The following is a 19080-nucleotide window of genomic DNA, read 5'->3' on the forward strand; positions in this document are numbered from 1 at the left end:
CTACGTGGCGGCGAACTCAGGCAGCCAGCTGCCGGTCTGGTACCGGCTGGCCGCGGCATGGGGAGCGCATGAGGGCTCCCTGCTGCTATGGGTCACGCTGATGAGTGGCTGGACGCTGGCCGTTGCGCTCGCTAGCCGCCGGATACCTGAGCGCACCGTGGTGCGGGTGCTGGCGGTGATGGGGATGATCGGCGCGGGCTTTCTGCTGTTTATCCTTTTTACCTCCAACCCTTTCGCCCGATCGCTGGACTTTGCTCTGGAAGGGCGCGAACTCAATCCGATGTTGCAGGATCCGGGGCTGATTCTGCACCCGCCCTTACTGTATATGGGCTACGTTGGCTTCTCGGTCTCTTTTGCGTTCGCTATCGCGGCGCTGATCGACGGGCGCTTTGAGCGCGGCAGCGCCCGTTTTGCCCGGCCCTGGACGCTGGCGGCGTGGATCTTTCTGACCCTCGGCATTGTGCTGGGGTCGGCGTGGGCCTATTACGAACTGGGCTGGGGTGGCTGGTGGTTCTGGGATCCAGTGGAAAACGCCTCGCTGATGCCCTGGCTGGTGGGCACCGCGCTGCTGCATTCCCTGCTGGTCACCGACAGACGCGCCGGTTTTAAGGCCTGGTCGCTGCTGCTGTCGATCTGCGCCTTTTCCCTCTGTCTCCTGGGCACCTTTCTGGTGCGCTCCGGGGTGCTGGTGTCGGTGCATGCCTTTGCCTCCGATCCGGCGCGGGGGCTCTTTATCCTCGCCTTTATCGCCCTGGTGACGGGGGGCGCGCTGCTGCTGTTCGCCCTGCGCGGGCACCGGCTGCGCTCGCGGGTCAACAATGCGCTCTGGTCGCGGGAATCCCTGCTTTCAGGCAACAACGTGCTGCTGATGGCCGCCATGCTGGTGGTACTGCTTGGCACGCTTTTACCGCTGGTGCATAAACAGCTCGGGCTGGGCTCGATCTCCGTCGGGGAGCCGTTTTTTAATACTCTGTTTGTGGCGTTAATGGTCCCCTTTGCTCTGCTGATGGGGCTGGGCCCGCTGGTGCGCTGGGGTCGGGATCGCCCCGGGAACCTGGCGCGCCTGCTGGCAGGTATTGCGGCGGCAACGTTATGCGTCAGTCTGCTGTTACCCTGGATGTTGCAGGGGCGGGTGGTGTGGCTGGCAACGCTGGGCGTGGCTATCGCCTTTCTGATTGCCAGCCTGACCCTGGCGGTAGTGCTGCGTTGGCGGGCGGCGGGACGCCCACTGACGCCCCGTCAGGGGGGCATGGTGCTGGCGCACCTTGGCGTGGCGGTCACGGTGGTCGGGATCGCCTTCAGCCAGAATTACAGCGTCCAGCGTGATGTCAGAATGCAGGTTGGGGAGAGCGTTCACATCGGCGATTACCGCTTTACCTTCAACGGGGTGAAAGCCACCGTGGGGCCGAACTGGCGCGGTACGGCGGGGGGGATTGCCGTCTCCCGTGACGGAGAACCGGTCACCCTCCTGCTGGCGGAAAAACGCTATTACGGCGAGCGGATGGTGATGACCGAGGCGGCGATCGATGGCGGTCTTACGCGGGATCTCTATGCCGCGCTGGGCGAAGAGCTTGACGACGGGGCGTGGGCGCTGCGTCTGTATATCAAACCCTTTGTGCGCTGGATCTGGGCCGGTGGCCTGCTGATGGCCCTTGGTGGCGGGCTATGCCTGGTGCGTGGCCGTTCGCGGGAGGACGCATAATGCGCAAACTCTATATTCTGCCGCTGGCGCTGTTCCTGTTATTCGCGCTCGCCCTGTTCTGGCAGCTGGCGCGCAATGCCCGGGGAGACGATCCCACCGCGCTGGAGTCGGTGCGGGTAGGGAAGCCGCTGCCCGCCTTCAGCCTGCCGGCGTTGATGGCTCCCGAGGAACGGGTTTCATCGACAACCCTGGCGCAGCGCGGCCCGCTGCTGCTTAACGTCTGGGCCACCTGGTGCCCGACCTGTCGCGCTGAACACCAGTTTCTTAACCGGCTGGCCGGGCAGGGGGTGCGGATTGTCGGGCTGAGCTACAAGGACGATCGACAGCAGGCGATCGACTGGCTGCGCGATCTGGCCGATCCCTATGCCCAGAGTCTGTTTGACGGTGACGGCATGGCCGGGCTGGAGCTTGGCGTATACGGCGCGCCGGAAACCTTTCTGATTGATGGGCAGGGGATCGTGCGCTATCGCCACGTCGGGGCGCTGGATGCGCATGTATGGCAGGAGAAGCTGCAACCCCTGTGGTTACAGGCTGTCCGGGAGACGACACCATGAGAATCGTTTTGTTTATGCTGCTGCTGGCGGCCTCCGCGCTTGCCAGCGCCAGCCGTGAAGTGATGACCTTTCGCGATGCGGAGCAGGAGCAGGCGTATCGCCAGCTGACGGCCCAGCTGCGCTGCCCGAAATGCCAGAACAACAGCATTGCCGACTCCAGCGCGATGATTGCCGTCGACATGCGCCAGAAAGTGTACGACCTGCTACAGGCGGGGAAAAGCCCGCAGCAGGTGGTCGATTATATGGTGGCGCGGTATGGCAACTTTGTGACTTACGATCCGCCGCTCACCCCCTTCACCGCGCTGCTGTGGCTGCTGCCAGCGGCAGTGGTGGTGGCCGGATGCGGGGCGATTTACGCCCGCTCGCGCAAGCGCGTGTCGCCCGCACCGCAGCCACCGCAGCCGGAGAGGATCACCGCGCCGCGCAATCTCTGGTGGCTGACGCCCGCCGTAGCGCTGGCGCTGGGGATCGGCGTGTACAGCTATCTGCATACCGGCGGCTACCGACAGGTGATGCAGATGCAGGCGGCGGCGGCCGCTACGCCCGCCCTGCTGGCACGGCTGGAAAACCCGCGCGCCGCGCCGCTGGATCTGGCCGAGCTGCGCCAGCTGGAGCTGGGATTACGCACGCGGTTGCTGCAGGGAGAAGGGGACCGTCAGCAGTCGATTGTGCTGTCGCGGATTGCCGCCCTGCTGGCGACAGAGGAGTCTGACTAAGCCAGATTTGGTATTTGCAATGCCGAATTTTTTCTAAAAACGATTCGGCATTAACGATGCTTTTTAATTCCTTTATCAAAATACTCGCCGCGGAAATACTGCCTCCATAACAACAGAGGGGAGCAGACACCATGGCAATTTCATCGCGTATCACCTTACTCGGCGCCCTGGCGCTGTGGGTATTCCAGGCGCAGGCGGTAGATGTCACCGTTGCGTATCAAACTTCCGCTGAGCCCGCGAAAGTGGCCCAGGCGGATAAAATTTTTGAGAAAACGAGCGGCGCCAACGTGGACTGGCGTAAGTTCGACAGCGGCGCGGCCATCGTGCGGGCGCTGGCTTCCGGCGACGTGCAGATTGGCAATCTCGGCTCCAGCCCGCTGGCGGTGGCCGCCAGTCAGCAGGTGCCGATTGAAGTTTTCCTGCTCGCCTCGCAGCTCGGTAATTCCGAAGCGCTGGTGGTGAAGAAAAACATCACGAAGCCAGACGATCTGATCGGCAAACGCATCGCGGTGCCCTTTATCTCCACCACCCATTACAGCCTGCTCGCCGCCCTGAAACACTGGGGGATCAAACCGGGACAGGTGGAGATCATCAACCTGCAACCTCCGGCGATCATCGCCGCCTGGCAGCGTGGCGATATCGACGGGGCTTATGTCTGGTCCCCGGCGGTAAACGAACTGCAAAAGGACGGCAGCGTGCTGACCGACTCCGCCCAGGTGGGCCAGTGGGGATCGCCAACCCTCGACGTGTGGGTGGTGCGTAAAGACTTTGCCGAGAAACACCCGGAGGTGGTGAAAGCCTTCGCCAGAAGCGCCATCGACGCTCAGCAGCCCTACATTGCCAACCCGGATGAATGGCTGAAACAGCCCGCCAATATCGAAAAACTGGCCCGCCTGAGCGGGGTGCCGGAAGCCGACGTGCCGGGTCTGGTGAAAGGCAATACCTACCTGACGCCTGCCCAGCAGTTGCAGCAGCTGTCAGGCCCGGTGAATAAAGCGATTGTTGATACCGCAGGGTTCCTGAAAGAGCAGGGCAAAGTGCCCGCGGTGGCGGCGGACTACAGCCAGTACGTGACCGATCGCTTTGTGAAGTAAGGAGGGCCGGATGCTGAATATTACAAATCTCTACGCCGATTACGCTGGCAAGCCTGCGCTGGAGGATATCAACCTGACGCTGGACAGCGGCGAGCTGCTGGTGGTGCTCGGTCCGTCCGGCTGCGGGAAGACCACGCTGCTGAATCTGATCGCCGGGTTTGTACCTTATCAGCATGGCGCTATCCAGCTGGCAGGGAAAAAGGTAGTGGGACCCGGTGCCGAGCGCGGTGTGGTCTTTCAGAACGAAGGGTTGCTGCCCTGGCGTAACGTGCAGGAGAACGTCGCCTTCGGGCTACAACTGGCGGGCACGTCGCGTGATGAGCGGCTGGCAACCGCACGGGAGATGCTGAAAAAAGTCGGGCTGGAAGGGGCGGAAAAACGCTTTATCTGGCAGCTCTCCGGCGGCCAGCGTCAGCGTGTCGGCATCGCCCGGGCGCTGGCGGCCAATCCGCAACTGTTGCTGCTGGACGAACCTTTCGGCGCGCTGGACGCCTTTACCCGCGAGCAGATGCAAACCCTGCTGCTGCGCCTGTGGCATGAGACCGGCAAGCAGGTGCTACTCATCACTCACGACATCGAAGAAGCGGTGTTTATGGCCACCGAGCTGGTGCTGCTCTCGCCGGGACCGGGGCGGGTGCTGGAGCGTCTGCCGCTCAACTTTGCCCGCCGCTTCGTGGCGGGCGAGCCGGTGCGCAGCATCAAGTCCGACCCCGATTTTATTGCCCGGCGCGAATATGTGCTGAGCCGCGTGTTTGAACAGCGGGAGGCCTTCTCATGAGCATTGTGGTCAATGACAAAACGGCGCGCAAACGGCTGACCCTGCGCTGGCCCTTTTCCCGTTCGTTGACGCTCAGCGTCACCACCCTGTTGGTGCTGCTTGCGGTGTGGTGGGCAGTGGCGGCGGCGCAGTGGATAAGCCCGCTCTTCCTGCCGCCGCCGGGCCAGGTGCTGGTGAAACTCTTTACCATCGCCGGTCCGCAAGGGTTTATGGATGCCACCCTGTGGCAGCATCTGGCGGCCAGCCTGGGGCGCATTCTGGTGGCGCTGCTGGCGGCGACGATCGTCGGGATCCCGGTGGGCATTGCGATGGGCTTGAGCCCGACGGTGCGGGGCATTCTCGATCCGCTGATCGAACTTTATCGTCCGGTGCCGCCGCTGGCGTATCTGCCCCTGATGGTGATCTGGTTTGGCATCGGCGAGACCTCGAAGATCCTGCTGATCTACCTGGCGATTTTCGCCCCGGTGGCAATGTCTGCGCTGGCGGGGGTCAAAAGCGCCCAGCAGGTGCGGATCCGCGCGGCGCAGTCGCTGGGCGCCAGCCGTGCCCAGGTGCTGTGGTTTGTGATTTTGCCCGGCGCGCTGCCGGAGATCCTGACCGGGCTGCGCATCGGCCTCGGCGTCGGCTGGTCAACGCTGGTGGCGGCTGAGCTCATCGCCGCCACGCGCGGATTAGGCTTTATGGTCCAGTCGGCGGGGGAGTTCCTGGCGACGGACGTGGTACTGGCAGGGATCGCGGCGATCGCCGTGATCGCCTTCGGATTAGAACTGGGGCTGCGCGCGCTACAGCGCCGCCTGACGCCCTGGCATGGAGAGATACAATGAGTGAACGTCTGACCATTACCCCGCTGGGGCCGTATATCGGCGCGCAAATTTCCGGGCTGGATGTGACCCGCCCATTAAGCGATAACCAGTTTGAGCAGCTCTATCACGCGGTGTTGCGCCATCAGGTGGTATTCCTGCGCGAGCAGGCGGTGACGCCCCAGCAGCAGCGCGCCCTGGCGCTGCGGTTCGGCGATCTGCATATCCACCCGGTCTATCCCCATGCCGAGGGGGTAGAAGAGATCATCGTGCTGGATACCCATAACGATAATCCACCGGATAACGACAACTGGCACACCGATGTCACCTTTATCGAGACCCCGCCCGCCGGGGCGATCCTCGCGGCGAAACAGCTGCCGCAGAGCGGGGGAGATACGCTGTGGGCCAGTGGAATTGCCGCCTTTGAGGCGTTATCCACCCCGTTCCAGCAGCTGCTGAGCGGCCTGCGGGCGGAGCACGATTTCAAAAAATCGTTCCCGGAGTATAAGTACCGTAAAACGGAAGAGGAGCACCAGCGCTGGCGGGAGGCGGTGGCAAAGCATCCGCCGCTGCTGCACCCGGTGGTGCGCACCCATCCGGTGAGTGGCAAGCAGGCGCTGTTCGTCAACGAAGGCTTCACCACGCGAATTGTTGACCTGAGCGAGAAAGAGAGCGAGGCGCTGTTAGGTTTCCTCTTCGCCCATATCACCAAACCGGAGTTTCAGGTGCGCTGGCGCTGGCAGGAGAACGATCTGGCGATCTGGGATAACCGGGTGACGCAGCATTACGCCAATGCCGATTACCTGCCGCAGCGGCGGATAATGCATCGGGCAACGATTTTAGGGGATAAGCCATTTTATCGTGCCCCATGACAGAGGCACCCGTAGGCCCGGTAAGGCGAAGCCGCCACCGGGCGCTACAAATGTGCCTCGATATACCGCTGATAACGGCTGGCTTTCAGATAACACAAATCCACCAGCACCAGCCCGTCCACGCAGTTGTTGAACGCCGGGTCGCTGCCAAAATCGATAAACTGCACGCCGCCGGGCTCGCACAGCTCGGAATACTGCTTGTACAGCGGCGGGATGCCGCATCCCAGATTGCCAAGCAGTGATTTCAGCCGGGTCAGATCCTCCACATAATCTTCGCCCCCAAACTGCGCCAGCACGTCGGGCAATGAGGCGGGGTACGGGCGGCGCGAGGTCGCCAGCGGATGAGTGGCCGGGAACCAGAGCCGGTAAAAGGCCACCAGCAGATCCCGCGCCGCGGGCGGTAATCCCCCGGAGATGGAGACCGGTCCGAACAGGTAACGATAGTGCGGGTAACGCGCCAGATAAGCACCAATGCCGGACCACAGGTAGTCGAGCCCGCGGCGTCCCCAGTAGCGCGGCTGAATAAAGCTGCGCCCCAGTTCAATCCCGTGCTCCAGGATCTCATCCATGTCGTCGCCGTAGTGAAACAGGCTGTGGCTGTAGAGGGCATCCCGTCCCTGGAAGGCGGTCGGCATAAAGCGGTAGGCGCCGACAATCTCCAGATCGTCGTCATCCCATAAAATCAGGTGCAGATAGTCATCGTCATAGCGATCGGTATCGCGCCGTTTACCGCTGCCTTCGCCCACGGCGCGAAAAGCAATCTCCCGCAGGCGGCCCAGCTCGCGCAGGATCGGCACCTCTTCCTGGCCGTTGCGCTGCCACAGATAGATACTTTTGCCATCGGCGGTAATGCCCAGACGCTCCGCCTGCGCCAGGGCGCGCTTCAGGGTGGCACGGTCTTCCGGGCGGGCAATGGCGGACTCGGTTTTGAACACGCCCGGCAGTCCCTTGCCGAGGCGCAGCACGTGCTGGCGGCACTGCTCGGCCATCTCCCGGGCGGAGAGCGTGGGGCTGTACCAGTGGTGCCAGCCGATCTGCTGGCCGATTTTCACCGGCAGGCGGCTGTGGCGACGGCGAAACATCTGCTGCATCAGCAGCAGCATCGACAGCTGCGGCGAGAGCAGGGTGGTGGCATAAAACAGCAGGCTGTTGCGGGCGGGGATATTAATCGGCAGCAGCGGGGCGCGGAATTTGCCCGCCAGTTTGATAAAGCCGGGGTGCCACTTTTTATCGTGGATCCCGGTGCGCGTGGGGCGGGAGACCTCCCCCGCCGGGAAGAAGATCAGCACCCCACCATTTTGCAGCTGCTGCTCCATCAGGGCGAACGACGATTTCCCTGTCCGTCCGCCCATGTTATCCACCGGAATAAACAGCGCACTCAACGGTGCCAGATGCGTCAGCATGCGGTTGGTCACCACTTTCACGTCCCGGCGCACGCGGGAGAGGGCATACAGCAGCGCCAGTCCGTCCAGCGTACCGGTGGGGTGATTCGCGATAACAATCAGCGGGCCGTGGGCGGGGATCTGTTCGAGGTCGTGAGCCGGAAGGGTACAGAGGATATCAAGATGCTCCAGAACTTGTTCCACCATATCGAGCCCTTTCAGGTGACGGTGGTCGGCGGCAAATTGCTGAAATTCCGCTTCGTATAAGAGCTTCTTTAACACGCTTTTTTGCCAGGGTGCAGGTTTTGCCTGCGGCCAAAGGTCATCGAGAACGCTGTCGAGACTAAACATGGTGGCTCCTCCTCCTGTTCTGCTGAGACAGTAGAAGCGCCAGATGTCGATTGTATTGCAGGGGGGTGAAGCTTGTGTTCCAGGTCCGTATTGCCGGGTAAGGCGAAGCCGCCACCCGGCAATACGGATTAACGCAGAATTTTCTTCTCGGCCAGATCCAGCGCGAAGTAGCTGAAGATCAGATCCGCACCGGCGCGCTTGATCGCCCCCAGGCTTTCGAGGATCACTTTCTCTTCGTCGATCGCCCCCGCCTGGGCGGCGAATTTGATCATCGCGTACTCGCCGCTCACCTGATAGGCGCCCAGCGGCAGTTCGGTGCGCTCGCGGATGTCGCGCAGGATATCCAGATAGGCGCCCGCCGGTTTCACCATCAGGCAGTCAGCGCCCTGCGCTTCGTCGAGCAGCGACTCACGGATCGCTTCGCGGCGGTTGAGCGGGTTCATCTGGTAGGTTTTGCGATCGCCCTTCAGGGCGGTACCGGCCGCTTCACGGAACGGACCGTAGAAGGAGGAGGCGAACTTGGTGGAGTAGGACATGATCGCAGTATCAGTGAAGCCAGCGGCATCCAGCGCCTGGCGAATGGCCTGCACCTGGCCGTCCATAGCAGCAGACGGAGCGATAAAGTCCGCGCCTGCGGCGGCAGCCACCACCGCCTGTTTGCCCAGGTTCTCCAGAGTGGCATCGTTATCCACGCCGTGATCGCACAGCACGCCGCAGTGGCCGTGGGAGGTATATTCGCAGAAGCAGGTGTCGGACATGACGACCATCTCTGGCACCGTCTGTTTGGCGATGCGCGACATACGCGCCACCAGACCATCCTCTTTCCAGGCATCGCTGCCGGTGGCGTCGGTATGGTGGGAGATGCCGAAGGTCATGATTGAGCGGATGCCTGCGTTGGCAATGCGTTCAATTTCGCGGGCCAGATGCTTCTCAGGAATGCGCATCACGCCCGGCATGGCGTCGATGGCTTTGTAGTCGTCGATCTCTTCTTCAACAAAAATCGGCAACACCAGATCGTTCAGGGACAGGGTTGTCTCTTCAAATAATGCGCGCAACGCCGGGGTTTTGCGCAGGCGACGGGGACGAGCAATTAAATCGGTCATGATATGCCTGAGGTAGTGAATCGAAGAGGGACAGTGTACCTGAAATGCAGCCGGACTGTTTTACTAAAGTTGTCGTTTAGGTTGAGAATGCAGGGCGGTGGGAGCGGTATTATTTATGGTTTTATATTTTACTTCTTGAAATAAGTTTACATTATAATATCGCGCGAAAATTACCTGAATCTGGATATAGCTAGCCCTGGTAATATCCTAATCCTTCTCATTGTTTTTTTAAAATTGCTATTATTATTTATATGTTATATTTCTCATTCGCTTTTATTTAATAATTTCTGATGATCTTTCGCCTTGTGTTTCTTTTGTTTCTATTGAATGCAACTCTTTGTTATTTAGGTTTTTTATTATTATTTTTTATATTTTAAAAAGTGCCTGGATTATATTGTCTGTTTTCGGACATAATTACTACATTCATTGAACTATTTTCTTTAGCGACTGCATAATTCTCCTCGCAATATATTTGCACTGTATTTACGGACAAACTTGCTTACGTCCCTGAGGAGGGATGACCCAATGCAAACATGGAAAAAGAAATTTGTTGTATCTCAACTTGCATTAGCCTGTACGCTGGCTATCGCTTCTCAGGCCAATGCAAAAGATATTTCTGGTAGCACTTATAACACTTTTGGATATGATAATACGTCTACCTCTGCCTGGTATAACGGCTACACCGACTGGAATTACTCCAGCGCGACCCACGACAACGATATCTATCCTGTCATTAACAAGTCGACGGTAAACGGCGTTATCTCAACGTATTACCTTGATGATGGCGCGGGCGGGCATGCCAATTCGCTGTCAATCTCCAACAGCACCGTCAACGGTATGATCACCTCCGGTTGCATGACCACCGAATGTGCTGGCGGTTTGAATGCGGATGGTACAACGCATAACCAGTACGATCGTTTTAGCCTGAATGTCGACAATTCCACCATCAACGATACCTACGAGCACTACGCTTATGACGTCGTTGACGGCACCAGCACGACCACCCGTTACTGGGATACTTACGCGCTGGGCAATGCCATTACCCTCGACGTAGAATCGGACATCGTTATTCAAAACAACTCCCACGTGGCCGGTATCACTCTGACTCAGGGCTATCAGCAGCTGGATAACACGCCGTATGATGCTGTGACCGGCATTGAAGACAACAGCCATGTCTTTACCAATACCCTGCAGGTTAACGATTCGGTTGTCACCTCCGGCGCCTACAGCGATCTGGGCACCAACGGTTTTTACGGTCAGTCGGCGAAACCGAGCGATTACGGCGAGAGCAACGCCACGGCTGCGGATGATGCAGCGCTGATCGTCAGTGCCAGCAGCGCGGATAACGCCATGCAGACCACGGCTAACTTCGATCACTCCACGCTGAGCGGCGATGTACTGTTCACCAGCACCTTCGACAACAACTTCTATCCAAATGGCGATCCGGCTACCGATACCACCGCTGACGGCGTCTACAACCCGACCACCAACGGCTGGGATGGTACTGACAAACTGGATCTGACCCTTACCAATGGCAGTAAGTGGGTCGGCGCAGCCGTCTCCAGCGTCGAGGCGATTGGGCCTTCTCAGATGTATGGTCTGGGCTACAGCAGCGTCGACTGGCGTAGCCTGGAGCCAAACAGCATCTGGCCTGAATCCACCTTCAACAGCAATGGTCATCTGGTGGGCAACCAGGTTTATCAGAGCGGTCTGTTCAACGTCGCGCTGGATAACGGTTCCGAATGGGATACCCGTAAGCAATCCAACATTGACAAGCTGACCGTCAATAACCGTTCGCAGGTCAACGTAGAAAGCTCTGGCTTACTGGCGGACAGCATCACTCTGACCAACGCGTCGACCATGAACATTGGCGATTCCGGTGATGTGGCAACCGACAGCCTCTATCTCGACAGCGCAAGCCGGACCACCCTGACTCAGGAAACGGCGGCGCTGTATGCCAACACCATTACCGTGGATAACCATGCTGAACTGGCGCTGGGTCTGGGCCAGGTCGATACCCACAAAATGGTGCTGACCGATGGCGGCGTGCTGAATGTTGCCAGCCGTGATTATGTGTTCAATTCCGATCTGAACAATGCTCGCTATATCACCAATGATATCCACCAGGCTGATTACGATTACGGGGTGATCGCCCTGAACTCTGACGGTCATCTGGCGGTGAACGGTGAAGTGTCCGGTAACTATAAAGTGCGTCTGGATGACGCAACCGGCGCGGGTTCTGTCGCTGACTACAAGAATAAGGAAATTATTCGCGTCTACGATAATAACGCCGATACGCAGGCCAGCTTCACCGCAGCCAATAAAGCGGATCTTGGTGCTTACACCTATCAGGCACAGCAGCAGGGCGATACCGTGGTGCTGCGTCAGGAGCGTCTGACTGATTACGCCAACATGGCGCTGAGCATTCCATCTGCCAACACCAACATCTGGCATCTGCAGCAGGATGCGCTCGCTAACCGTCTGACCAACAGCCGTCATGGCCTGGCAGACAACGGTGGCGCATGGGTGAACGTATTCGGCGGTAATTTTGACGGCGATAATGGCACTATCCATTACGATCAGGACGTTAGCGGCATCATGGTGGGCCTCGATACCCATATTGATGGTAATAGCGCTGACTGGATCGTCGGTGCGGCAGCGGGCTTTGCGAAAGGCGATATGAATGACCGCAGCGGCCAGGTGGATCAGGACAGCCAGACCGCAATGCTCTATTCCGCGGCGCGCTTTGCTAACGATCTCTTCATCGATAGCTCCCTGAGCTATTCGCGCTTCAATAACGATCTCTCAGCGAACATGAGCAATGGTGAATATGTCGATGGCAATACCACGACTGACGCCTGGGGCTTTGGGCTGAAACTGGGTTACGACTGGAAACCGAACACTGCCGGTTACCTGACCCCCTATGCAGCCATTTCCGGTCTGTTCCAGTCCGGGGACGACTACCGCCTGAGCAACGACCTGCGTGTGGGAAGCCAGTCTTACGACAGCATGCGTTATGAAGCCGGTATTGATGCAGGTTATACCTTCGGTTATGGCGACGACCAGGCGCTGACGCCGTTCTTCAAACTGGCCTACGTTTATGACGATGCCGGTGAAGATGCCAAAGTTAACGGCGACAACATCGATAACGGTGTGAAAGGCTCTGCGGTGCGCGTAGGCCTGGGGACCCAGTTCAGCTTCACCAAAAACTTCAGTGCGTACACTGATGCCACCTATTTGGGTGGGGGGGATGTCGATCAAAACTGGGGCGCTAATCTGGGTGTGAAATACACCTGGTAATATGTCTGATGCGGGGAGGCTAGCCTCCCCGTTGTTATAGCGTCAGTTAAGGATGACCTGAGATCTCATGAACCGTTATGCAAAACCCATTTCTGAGTTCTCCCGACTTGAACAGTGCCTGGCGGCGCACAGCACGCCATTTACGCTTCCTGCAATGCATCCTGTCTTCGGGGATTGCGATAAAGAAAATGAAAACGCAGTAGTGCTGCAGTCGGGCACGCTCAGTATCCACCGTCAGCAGGACGATCTGCTGATAGAGATTGTCACCGCACCTTATATCTTCGGGCTGAATGCCGGCATGATGGGCTGCAGCACCGAATACCTGCTGGTGACGCAATCCCCCTGTACCGGTTTCTGGCTGCCTGCATCCGGGGCCCGCCAGCTGATCCAGCAGGCCGGTTTATGGTCCGATGCCTTCTGCTGGCTCTCCTGGCACCACCGGGTAATGGAGATCCGCGACAAACAGCTGGTGGGCAACAATTCGTACAGTCAAATCCGTTCCACGTTGCTGGATATGGCCCAGTGGGATGAGACGCTGCGTATGCGGGTGGGGGTCATGAACTACATTCAGCGCCGCACACGTATTTCGCGTTCCGTGGTGGCAGAAGTGCTGGCGGCGCTACGCCAGGGGAACTACATCACTATGGACAGGGGCAAGCTGTTCAGAATCAACCACTTGCCCGCTGAATATTAGCGTCAGGATGCCGGGATAACCCGCGGTTTGTTCTCGCTCAGCTCCACCACCAGCTGGTTAACGCCGTCGCTCATGTTGACGAAACGCGTGAGCGGCGAGCGCGTTACCACCACAAATACGCCCACGTTAGATTGCGGGATCATCGCCATATAGGTGATGAATCCGCCGCCACCGCCGGTTTTCTGAATAATGCCAGGCCGTCCATTTTTAGGCGCCATATAGACCCAGCCAAGGCCCAGCGCGTCCGCACGGCCTGGTACATCCATCCCGATCACCCGGCTTAACTGGCTGCGTTGATAGATCAGAGTCTGCATTCTGTCGGCCTGGTTGCTGCGCGCGTAGAAATCAGAGGAGAGGAACTGCTGCATCCAGCGCATCATGTCGCCAGGAGTGGAGTAAACCCCGCCGCTACCGACCGCCGCCAGGGTGTTATTACACGGGCTGGCCCCTTTCTCTGCCACCATCAGGCGTTTGCACTGATCGGGTGACGGAGTAAAGGTAGTATCTTTCATCCCCAGCGGACGGGTGATCTGCTCTTCGAACAGCTGGGGGTAGGGCTTGCCCGCGGCGTTGCCCAGCGCATCGGCCAGCAGATCGAACGCCAGGTTCGAATAGGCGGCCTGGGAGCCCGGGGATGATTTCAGGGTGGCTGTCGACAGCCAGTTCCAGCGCTGATCGCGGGTTGGCCAGACGAAGACCGGACGGTGGGCCGCGCCGCCAGGCTGTTCGCGCGGCAGGGCGCTGGTGTGGGTAGCCAGGTTGACGAGCGTAATCGGCGCGCCCTGATATGTCGGCACCCGGGCGCCCGGTGGCGCATATTTACTTAACGGATCGTTGAGCTTAACCACGCCCTGATCGAGCAGTTTCACCAGCATCTCACTGGTCATTAACTTGGTCAGGGAGGCGATGCGCACTACAGAATCAAGCTGCGGATGGATATTATTGCCCGGGCGCGTTTCGCCAAAGCTGCGGAATACGCGCTGGTTGCCGTCAATCGCCACCAGAGCCATCCCCGTTGCGCCACTGCCGTAAAAAATATGATTCGCGTAGCGATCAACCACATCGGAGGCAAAAGCCGGGTCGGTAATCGGCTCGACAGCCTGCGCGCTGGTGAGGCTGGCCGCATACAGCGCGGCGGAGAGGAACAGACAACGTTTCAACGAAAGTATCCATGAAGTGAATGAAAAAGTATGCGTATTTATACTACTAAACACCATAATGCAAAGGCCTGAACAGCATAACGATAGCGTGAAAAACGTAACCGCGGGTAAATACGAACAATTTCGTTATTACCGATCTCATGTTTTGTGACATTGCGCTTATGATACCTGCCTGGTTCATTGGCTTTTCCGCTCGGGTGGCGGTTGACGGCGAACTAATACAGGCCCAACAGGTCTGATAATCCGTCGTCCACAGCAGTAGCGATAACTACAAGAAGGAAGCGTTATGTTTAAGTCGTTTTTCCCAAAACCGGGACCCTTTTTTCTCTCGGCCTTTATTTGGGCTCTGATCGCGGTCATTTTCTGGCAGGCGGGTGGCGGGGCCTGGTTTGAGCGTCTGGTTGGCGCTACGGGTGATGTGCCGATCAGCGCGGCACGTTTCTGGTCACGCAGCTATCTGATCTTCTACGCCTATTATGCGTTCTGCGTCGGGGCGTTTGCCCTGTTCTGGTTTGTCTGGTCGCCGCACCGCTGGCAGTACTGGTCGATTCTCGGCACCGCGCTGATTATTTTCGTCACCTGGTTTCTGGTGGAGGTGGGCGTGGCGGTCAACGCCTGGTATGCCCCGTTCTATGACCTGATCCAGACCGCCCTCAGCGCGCCGCACAAAGTCTCTATCAATCAGTTTTATCATGAAGTGGGCGTGTTCCTCGGTATCGCGCTCATCGCCGTTGTTATTGGCGTAATGAATAACTTCTTCGTCAGCCACTATGTCTTCCGCTGGCGTACCGCGATGAACGAACACTATATGGCCCACTGGCAGCAGCTGCGCCATATTGAAGGTGCCGCCCAGCGTGTGCAGGAAGACACCATGCGCTTTGCCTCCACGCTTGAGGATATGGGGGTCAGCTTTATCAACGCCATTATGACCCTGATCGCCTTCCTGCCGGTGCTGGTCACGCTGTCGGCGCACGTGCCGGACCTGCCGATTGTCGGTCATCTGCCCTATGGCCTGGTGATCGCCGCGATTGTCTGGTCGCTGATGGGCACCGGCCTGCTGGCGGTGGTGGGGATCAAACTGCCGGGGCTGGAGTTCAAAAACCAGCGCGTTGAGGCCGCCTACCGTAAAGAGCTGGTCTACGGCGAAGACGATGCCAGCCGCGCCTCGCCGCCAACGGTGCGTGAGCTGTTTGGCGCGGTGCGCCGGAACTACTTCCGCCTCTATTTCCACTACATGTATTTCAACATTGCCCGCATTCTCTATCTGCAGGTGGATAACGTTTTCGGTTTGTTCCTGCTGTTCCCGTCGATTGTAGCCGGTACGATTACGCTGGGTCTGATGACGCAAATTACTAATGTCTTCGGTCAGGTACGCGGGTCGTTCCAGTATCTGATCAGTTCATGGACCACGCTGGTGGAGCTGATGTCCATCTATAAACGTTTGCGCAGTTTTGAACGTGAGCTGGATGGTCAGGATCTTCAGGAAGTTACCCATACGTTGAGTTGATACAGGGAGCTGTTATGTCTTTTACCGTACCGCGCGCGTTACCCTTATCCCTGCTTGCCGCCCTGGTGTTGGCCGGGTGTGCTGAGCAAGGGGCTGCGCCGCTGAAAAAGGGCGAAAAGCCCGTCGACGTGGCAAGCGTGGTGCGGCAAAAAATGCCCGCCACGGTAAAAGACCGGGACCAGTGGGCCTCGGCGCTGGCGAAAACCTTTGAGAGCCAGAAAATTGCCCCTACCGAGGAGAATATCTGCTCGGTGCTGGCGGTGGCACAGCAGGAGTCGCTGTATCAGTCCGATCCGGCGGTGCCGGGGCTGAATAAAATCGCCTGGAAGGAGATTGACCGTCGCGCCGAAAAACTCCACATCCCGGTGTTTCTGGTCCACACGGCACTGAAAATCAAATCGCCAAACGGCAAGAGCTACAGCGAGCGGCTGGATACGGTGAAAACCGAGAAGCAGCTCAGCGCCATCTTCGATGACTTTATCAATATGGTGCCGATGGGACAGACGCTGTTTGGCTCTCTCAATCCGGTGCATACCGGTGGTCCAATGCAGGTCAGTATCGCCTTTGCCGAAAAGCATACCGATGGCTATCCGTGGAAAATCGAAAACACGGTTCGCCAGGAGGTCTTCTCCCTGCGCGGCGGACTCTGGTTTGGCACCTACCATCTGCTGAACTACCCCGCCAGCTATACGGTGCCGCTCTACCGCTTTGCTGACTTTAACGCGGGCTGGTATGCGAGCCGCAATGCGGCGTTCCAGAATGCCGTCAGCCGCGCCAGCGGGGTGAAGCTGGCTCTGGATGGCGATCTGATCGCCTATGGCAGCAGTAACGCAGGGAAGACAGAGCTGGCGGTGCGCAAGCTTTCAGGCAAGCTGGACATGAGCGACAGTGAGATCCGTCGGCAGCTGGAGAAGGGCGACAGCTTTGCATTTGAGAAAACCGAGCTCTATCAGCAGGTCTTTAAACTGGCGGAGCAGAAGAGTGGCAAGGCGTTACCGAGAGCGATGCTGCCGGGGATCCAGCTTGAGAGCCCGAAAATCACCCGCAATCTGACGACAGCCTGGTTTGCCCAGCGCGTTGACGATCGCCGGGCGAAGTGCATGGCGCTCAACTAGCGATAACGGCGCCAGCGCACGTAGAGGGCAACGGCGCCCAACACCATGAGTCCGACAAGGAAGGGGATCAACCCGAAGACGGTGCTGACACCGAGCCCAATCTCAACGCGCGGACGGCCGCTCTCTTCGACCTGCATCAGGTGCTCATAGACGCCGGGAGCATGCACCAGAATATTGAGCAGCTGTGAGCCAGCCCAGAAGCAGAAAAGCACAAACAGCGCGTATGCAATATTTCCTGCCGTGGAGGTTTTTGGTTGCCTGGTGTTGAAGATGGGCTTTGACATCGTAAAATCTGCCATACATACCTCCGAGTGTTCTGACTGGCTATGTGCCTGTTGTACACGTCAAGTTTGACAGCTCATGGCTGTTGTCAATATCGGAATGTTGGTAAATTGGCCTGGAGAATTCTCCTGGTTTGTCGAATTTTGCCGCACATCACAGATTTTTTACTTAAGTGAAATCCCCGCACATTTCAGATTTTCCGCACAGGCCGCAGACCTGAAGACAAATCTGTGCGAGGATAGATTTTTTCTTCTGGAGCGACCATGAAACTGCCTGCCAAAATTCGCCGTGACTGGCATTTCTACGCCTTTGCTATTGGGCTTATCTTTATTCTGAATGGGGTGGTGGGGCTGCTGGGCTTCGAAGCGAAAGGCTGGCAGACCTATGCGGTAGGGCTGGTGACCTGGGTTGTCAGCTTCTGGCTGGCGGGGTTTATTATTCGCCGTCGCCCGGAAGAGACGACGGCGAACGACGCGGATTAACCGTTTACTGAAATCTGCAGGGCGCTGTCAGCGGCATGTCGCTCCAGCGCCAGCTCAATCAGGCGGGTGATCAGATCCGGGTAGCTGAGACCGCTGGCCTGCCACAGTTTCGGGTACATGCTGATGTTGGTGAAGCCGGGCAGGGTGTTGATCTCATTGATCACCACGCGGTTGTCCGCCGTTAAGAAGACGTCGACGCGCGCCATACCGCGACAGCCCAGCGCCTGATAGGCTTCAATGGCAATTCCACGGATCGCGTCGTTAACGTCAGCCTCCAGCGCCGCGGGTACCACCACCTGCGCGCCCTTATCATCAATGTATTTGGTGTCGTAGGAATAGAAGTCGCTGTTCAGCACCACTTCGCCACAGGTACTGGCCTGCGGGAAATCATTGCCCAGCACCGCGCATTCAATCTCACGCCCTTTAATTCCCTGCTCAACCACCACTTTATGATCGAAGGTGAACGCCAGACGTACCGCTTCGCTGAACTGCGCTTCGCTGTTCACTTTGCTGACGCCCACGGAGGAGCCCTGGTTAGCCGGTTTGACGAACAGCGGCAGGCCGAAGCGGGCGCTGAGATCGGCAAAGGTGTGTTGCTCGCGGTTGGCGCGGGTCAGGGTAACAAAGGGCGCCACGTTCAGGCCAGCGTCACGCAGCAGGCGTTTAGTGACATCTTTATCCATGCAGGCGGCAGAACCGAGGACATCGGAGCCGACGAACGGCAGGTTCGCCATGCGCAGCATCCCCTGCAGGGAGCCATCTTCACCCAGCGTGCCGTGGACAATCGGGAAAATGACGTCGAGCTGTGAAAGCGTCTGTCCGGTACCGGCATCGATAAGCTGGCCCTGCGTCACGCCCGGCACGGTAGCAACGCTGACCTCAGACGGATTCAGCGCAATATGCGCCGGATCGTCGGCGTTAAGCAGATAGCCCTGCTCGTCGTTAATGTGCCATTGACCCTGTTTATCAATGCCCAGCAGCACGACCTCAAAGCGGCTCTTATCAATCGCGTTAACGATATTTTTGGCCGATTGCAGCGACACTTCGTGCTCTGCTGATTTTCCCCCAAAGACAATACCTACCCGCAACTTCGCCATCACGTACACTCATCCACTCTGACTCAAAACCCCTACCATATCACGATGCCCGGCGGGATTCGCCGCCTTCTGCCATAATGTTTTGACACAT

At 58.4% G+C, this 19080-nt stretch carries 17 protein-coding genes; 12 read left to right on the forward strand and 5 right to left on the reverse strand.

From position 1 onward, the window contains the following. From WFM46_RS11250 to tauD, 7 genes are all read left to right on the forward strand, one after another. Window positions 1-1702 (forward strand): heme lyase CcmF/NrfE family subunit (locus WFM46_RS11250; RefSeq protein ID WP_336997639.1); only part of this gene is annotated, 1702 nt, incomplete at its 5' end. Beyond that, complete coding sequence (locus WFM46_RS11255) at window positions 1699-2256, forward strand: DsbE family thiol:disulfide interchange protein (RefSeq protein ID WP_180210303.1); 558 nt, start codon at window positions 1699-1701, stop codon at window positions 2254-2256. The genes WFM46_RS11250 and WFM46_RS11255, both read left to right, overlap by 4 nt. Then, a complete protein-coding gene (locus WFM46_RS11260) occupies window positions 2253-2972 on the forward strand; it encodes a cytochrome c-type biogenesis protein CcmH (protein WP_180210287.1) in 720 nt (239 codons plus the stop codon). The genes WFM46_RS11255 and WFM46_RS11260 overlap by 4 nt, the downstream gene beginning before the upstream one ends. A 131-nt stretch (window positions 2973-3103) precedes the next feature. Next, window positions 3104-4066 (forward strand): taurine ABC transporter substrate-binding protein, encoded by a 963-nt coding sequence (gene tauA, locus WFM46_RS11265; protein WP_336997640.1) that lies wholly within the window; start codon window positions 3104-3106, stop codon window positions 4064-4066. A gap of 10 nt (window positions 4067-4076) precedes the next feature. Continuing rightward, complete coding sequence (gene tauB / locus WFM46_RS11270) at window positions 4077-4844, forward strand: taurine ABC transporter ATP-binding subunit (protein ID WP_159339696.1); 768 nt, start codon at window positions 4077-4079, stop codon at window positions 4842-4844. Beyond that, complete coding sequence (tauC, locus tag WFM46_RS11275) at window positions 4841-5668, forward strand: taurine ABC transporter permease TauC (RefSeq protein WP_103178422.1); 828 nt, start codon at window positions 4841-4843, stop codon at window positions 5666-5668. The genes tauB and tauC overlap by 4 nt, the downstream gene beginning before the upstream one ends. Continuing rightward, entirely contained in the window at window positions 5665-6516 is an 852-nt protein-coding gene (gene tauD, locus WFM46_RS11280) for a taurine dioxygenase (RefSeq protein WP_336997641.1), read from the forward strand. Before tauC ends, tauD begins: the two co-directional genes overlap by 4 nt. A gap of 44 nt (window positions 6517-6560) precedes the next feature. Here the strand turns inward: tauD and WFM46_RS11285 are convergent, their stop codons facing one another. Together WFM46_RS11285 and hemB are read right to left on the reverse strand one after the other, a co-directional pair. Continuing rightward, entirely contained in the window at window positions 6561-8249 is a 1689-nt protein-coding gene (locus WFM46_RS11285) for a lysophospholipid acyltransferase family protein (RefSeq protein WP_336997642.1), read from the reverse strand. A 128-nt stretch (window positions 8250-8377) separates the two neighbouring features. Beyond that, on the reverse strand, window positions 8378-9352 hold the full coding sequence (hemB, locus tag WFM46_RS11290) for a porphobilinogen synthase (RefSeq protein WP_103178425.1): 975 nt from the start codon (window positions 9350-9352) through the stop codon (window positions 8378-8380). A 525-nt stretch (window positions 9353-9877) separates the two neighbouring features. Here hemB and WFM46_RS11295 point away from each other — a divergent pair. Both WFM46_RS11295 and WFM46_RS11300 read left to right on the forward strand, forming a co-directional pair. Continuing rightward, the gene (locus tag WFM46_RS11295; RefSeq protein WP_336997643.1) at window positions 9878-12652 is read left to right on the forward strand and encodes an autotransporter outer membrane beta-barrel domain-containing protein; all 2775 of its coding nucleotides are present in this window, start codon (window positions 9878-9880) and stop codon (window positions 12650-12652) included. A 67-nt stretch (window positions 12653-12719) separates the two neighbouring features. Continuing rightward, complete coding sequence (locus WFM46_RS11300; protein ID WP_336997644.1) at window positions 12720-13346, forward strand: helix-turn-helix domain-containing protein; 627 nt, start codon at window positions 12720-12722, stop codon at window positions 13344-13346. 2 nt (window positions 13347-13348) lie between these two features. On the opposite strand, the gene ampH is transcribed toward WFM46_RS11300, so the two are convergent. Then, window positions 13349-14506 (reverse strand): D-alanyl-D-alanine-carboxypeptidase/endopeptidase AmpH, encoded by a 1158-nt coding sequence (gene ampH, locus WFM46_RS11305; protein ID WP_336997645.1) that lies wholly within the window; start codon window positions 14504-14506, stop codon window positions 13349-13351. A gap of 286 nt (window positions 14507-14792) precedes the next feature. On the opposite strand from ampH, the gene sbmA reads away from it, so the two are divergent. Next, window positions 14793-16013, forward strand: coding sequence for a peptide antibiotic transporter SbmA (gene sbmA / locus WFM46_RS11310; RefSeq protein ID WP_103178429.1), 1221 nt, complete (start codon window positions 14793-14795; stop codon window positions 16011-16013). A 14-nt stretch (window positions 16014-16027) separates the two neighbouring features. Beyond that, window positions 16028-17128, forward strand: a complete 1101-nt coding sequence (locus WFM46_RS11315) for a DUF1615 domain-containing protein (protein WP_103178430.1) — start codon at window positions 16028-16030, stop codon at window positions 17126-17128. Here the strand turns inward: WFM46_RS11315 and WFM46_RS11320 are convergent. Continuing rightward, window positions 17125-17427: a DUF2755 family protein gene (locus tag WFM46_RS11320; protein ID WP_103824002.1), complete on the reverse strand. Its 303-nt coding sequence runs from the start codon at window positions 17425-17427 to the stop codon at window positions 17125-17127. The genes WFM46_RS11315 and WFM46_RS11320 overlap by 4 nt on opposite strands. Window positions 17428-17673: 246 nt before the next feature. On the opposite strand from WFM46_RS11320, the gene WFM46_RS11325 reads away from it, so the two are divergent. Further along, entirely contained in the window at window positions 17674-17892 is a 219-nt protein-coding gene (locus WFM46_RS11325; RefSeq protein WP_039031465.1) for a DUF2754 domain-containing protein, read from the forward strand. Here the strand turns inward: WFM46_RS11325 and ddlA are convergent. Further along, window positions 17889-18989 carry a D-alanine--D-alanine ligase gene (gene ddlA, locus WFM46_RS11330; RefSeq protein ID WP_156655435.1) on the reverse strand — a complete coding sequence of 367 codons (1101 nt, stop codon included), beginning with the start codon at window positions 18987-18989 and terminating at the stop codon, window positions 17889-17891. The two genes, WFM46_RS11325 and ddlA, sit on opposite strands and share 4 nt — an antisense overlap. Window positions 18990-19080: the final 91 nt, after the last annotated feature.

The organism is Leclercia sp. M50, from assembly GCF_037150775.1.
GTDB lineage: Bacteria > Pseudomonadota > Gammaproteobacteria > Enterobacterales > Enterobacteriaceae > Enterobacter.

Bases quoted from the DNA above. Each gene is read 5' to 3' on its own strand.
- WFM46_RS11260 (WP_180210287.1), top strand. From the start codon at position 2,253: ATGAGAATCGTTTTGTTTATGCTGCTGCTGGCGGCCTCCGCGCTTGCC.
- tauA (WP_336997640.1), top strand. From the start codon at position 3,104: ATGGCAATTTCATCGCGTATCACCTTACTCGGCGCCCTGGCGCTGTGG.
- tauB (WP_159339696.1), top strand. From the start codon at position 4,077: ATGCTGAATATTACAAATCTCTACGCCGATTACGCTGGCAAGCCTGCG.
- tauC (WP_103178422.1), top strand. From the start codon at position 4,841: ATGAGCATTGTGGTCAATGACAAAACGGCGCGCAAACGGCTGACCCTG.
- tauD (WP_336997641.1), top strand. From the start codon at position 5,665: ATGAGTGAACGTCTGACCATTACCCCGCTGGGGCCGTATATCGGCGCG.
- WFM46_RS11285 (WP_336997642.1), bottom strand. From the start codon at position 8,249: ATGTTTAGTCTCGACAGCGTTCTCGATGACCTTTGGCCGCAGGCAAAA.
- hemB (WP_103178425.1), bottom strand. From the start codon at position 9,352: ATGACCGATTTAATTGCTCGTCCCCGTCGCCTGCGCAAAACCCCGGCG.
- WFM46_RS11295 (WP_336997643.1), top strand. From the start codon at position 9,878: ATGCAAACATGGAAAAAGAAATTTGTTGTATCTCAACTTGCATTAGCC.
- WFM46_RS11300 (WP_336997644.1), top strand. From the start codon at position 12,720: ATGAACCGTTATGCAAAACCCATTTCTGAGTTCTCCCGACTTGAACAG.
- sbmA (WP_103178429.1), top strand. From the start codon at position 14,793: ATGTTTAAGTCGTTTTTCCCAAAACCGGGACCCTTTTTTCTCTCGGCC.
- WFM46_RS11315 (WP_103178430.1), top strand. From the start codon at position 16,028: ATGTCTTTTACCGTACCGCGCGCGTTACCCTTATCCCTGCTTGCCGCC.
- WFM46_RS11320 (WP_103824002.1), bottom strand. From the start codon at position 17,427: ATGGCAGATTTTACGATGTCAAAGCCCATCTTCAACACCAGGCAACCA.
- WFM46_RS11325 (WP_039031465.1), top strand. From the start codon at position 17,674: ATGAAACTGCCTGCCAAAATTCGCCGTGACTGGCATTTCTACGCCTTT.
- ddlA (WP_156655435.1), bottom strand. From the start codon at position 18,989: ATGGCGAAGTTGCGGGTAGGTATTGTCTTTGGGGGAAAATCAGCAGAG.